We start from the raw sequence: 2,302 nt of genomic DNA on the forward strand, positions 1-2,302 counted from the left end.
GGCGCACCGACGAGCTCGTCGTCCAGGCCCCGGGCGGCCGGGTCGCCCGCTGGTCGGCCGACCCGCGCTCCGGCACCCCCGGACTGCCCGACCTCACGCCCGGCGCGCGACTGCCCGTCTGTCTGCGTACGGTCGTGGGCGGACGGACGGTATTCGTACGGCCGGACGAGTGATGTCCCGGGGTGGCGCGGCGTCGATCATGGCCCGGCGCGCCGTCGCGCGACCTGCGTATCCTCCGCGCTGACCAGGGGTTTGAGGGAAAACTCCCAGGTCACACGGCTGTTGACAGCGAGCAGCAGGTGGCCGGTAGGTTCGGCCGGGTCCACCACCGGACGTCCGACCGGTGAACTTCCGCGCAGTCGCCGCAGCGCAGTTGGGTCAGGGGTGGTGTGCCGCACCGGTACACCACCACTGGGAGCCAGGCTCAGCGCCCGCGCCACGGGGCGAGGGAACGTTCCGGCTCGGATGGTGTGACCCGGGTGGGGCCCGGACGCTCAGTAGACAACGGCTTTCGGTCGACCCGCAGCCAGCGGGTCCCAGGTCGGCCCGAAGGGCGCCGGGCCCCGATCCGCAGTCCTGTCCCCTTCCGGGAACTTTCACCTCGATGCCTCACCGGCCTGAAGAGCGACGCTCGCTATGGTGGAGCCCCTCGCACGGAAGTCTTAAGGGGAAGCTGTGAACGACGGCGGTGGGCGACAGTTCGGTCCGCTCGGCACGACCTTGGTGATCATCCCGACCTTCAACGAGGCGGAGAACATCAAGGCGATCGTCGGCCGCGTGCGGGCCTCCGTGCCCGCGGCGCACGTTCTGATCGCCGACGACAACAGCCCCGACGGCACCGGTAAACTCGCCGACGAACTGACCGTCGAGGACGACCAGGTCCACGTGCTGCACCGCAAGGGCAAGGAAGGCCTCGGCGCCGCCTACCTCGCGGGCTTCCGCTGGGGCCTGGAGCACGGATACGGCGTCCTGGTCGAGATGGACGCCGACGGCTCGCACCAGCCCGAGGAACTGCCCCGGCTGCTCACCGCGCTCAAGGGGGCCGATCTCGTGCTCGGGTCCCGCTGGGTGCCGGGCGGGCGCGTGGTCAACTGGCCCAAGTCCCGTGAGTTCATCTCGCGCGGCGGCAGTCTGTACTCGCGCGTCATGCTCGACGTGCCGATCCGCGACGTCACCGGCGGCTACCGCGCCTTCCGCCGCGAGACCCTGGAGGGCCTCGGCCTCGGCGAGGTCTCCTCGCAGGGCTACTGCTTCCAGGTCGACCTGGCGCGGCGGGCCGTCAAGGCCGGATATCACGTCGTCGAGGTGCCCATCACCTTCGTCGAGCGCGAACTGGGCGACTCCAAGATGAGCCGCGACATCCTGGTGGAGGCCCTGTGGAGGGTGACCACGTGGGGGGTCGGGGAGCGGGCGGATCGGATTCGGGGGCGTCGGAAGGGCTGAGGCCCGGTTCGTTCCGCGGGCGCAGAGAGTCCTGAGTCCTGGTTCGTTGTGTGGTCCGGCTGCCGGTCCGGCCGGTCTGTCCGGACCTGTGGTCCGGCTGACGTCGCGGTCCGGCTGACAGGGCGGGTGGCTTGGCTTCACAGGCTGTGCTGACCTCGCGTTTATCCCGTACTGAGCCGTGCCCAGGCACACTGGACGCATGACGACTGGCGCTTCGACTCCGCCCCACTCCGCACGGCCCCGGCGCTCCGGCCCGCTCCGGTACCTGCCGCTCGGCATCGCCGCATGGCTGGTGCTGGAGATCTGGCTGCTGATCGTGGTGGCGGGTGCCACGAGCGGCTTCATGGTCTTCCTGCTGCTGGTCGCCGGATTCGTCCTCGGCTCCGTGGTCATCAAGCGGGCCGGACGCCGGGCGTTTCGCGCGCTGAGCGAGACGCTGCAGCAACAGCAGAGCGGGGCGCTGCCGCAGGGCGGTACGAATTCCGAGGGCAACGGTCTGATGATGCTGGGTGGGCTGCTGCTGATGCTGCCCGGTCTGATCTCCGACGCGCTCGGGCTGCTTCTGCTGGTGCCGCCGGTTCAGAAGGGGCTGAGTCGGTATGCGGAGCGGACGTTCGAGCGGAAGATGCGGGAGGCCGGCGCCGGGACGCTCGGGGGTGCCTTCCAGCAGGCGCGTATCCATCGGCCTGACGGCAAGGTTGTTCCGGGTGAGGTCATCCGCGACGAGCCGCAGGACCGTCGCCAGGAAGACGCGGGCCCGAGGCCTCCGCTGAACGGCTGACGCCGAGGGGTTTTCTTCGCCCCCGCCGCCCCTACCCAATCCCGTCACTTACTCGGGGGCTCCGCCCCCGAACCCCCA

The 2,302-nt window shown here is 70.4% G+C and carries 2 protein-coding genes and 1 pseudogene; all 3 read left to right on the forward strand.

From position 1 onward, the window contains the following. Window positions 1–173: pseudogene (locus tag O3Q52_RS52090) on the forward strand (amidohydrolase); the annotation flags it as partial. Window positions 174–675: 502 nt separating this feature from the next. Then, window positions 676–1,443: a polyprenol monophosphomannose synthase gene (locus O3Q52_RS52095; protein WP_189839824.1), complete on the forward strand. Its 768-nt coding sequence runs from the start codon at window positions 676–678 to the stop codon at window positions 1,441–1,443. A 199-nt stretch (window positions 1,444–1,642) separates the two neighbouring features. Then, window positions 1,643–2,224, forward strand: a complete 582-nt coding sequence (fxsA, locus tag O3Q52_RS52100; RefSeq protein ID WP_269655398.1) for an FxsA family membrane protein — start codon at window positions 1,643–1,645, stop codon at window positions 2,222–2,224. The last annotated feature ends 78 nt before the right edge of the window (window positions 2,225–2,302 follow it).

Source organism: Streptomyces sp. ActVer, from assembly GCF_027270795.1.
Lineage (GTDB): Bacteria > Actinomycetota > Actinomycetes > Streptomycetales > Streptomycetaceae > Streptomyces > Streptomyces umbrinus_A.

Excerpts from the sequence above, each read along its gene's own strand:
- fxsA (WP_269655398.1), top strand. The coding sequence starts at position 1,643 with ATGACGACTGGCGCTTCGACTCCGCCCCACTCCGCACGGCCCCGGCGC.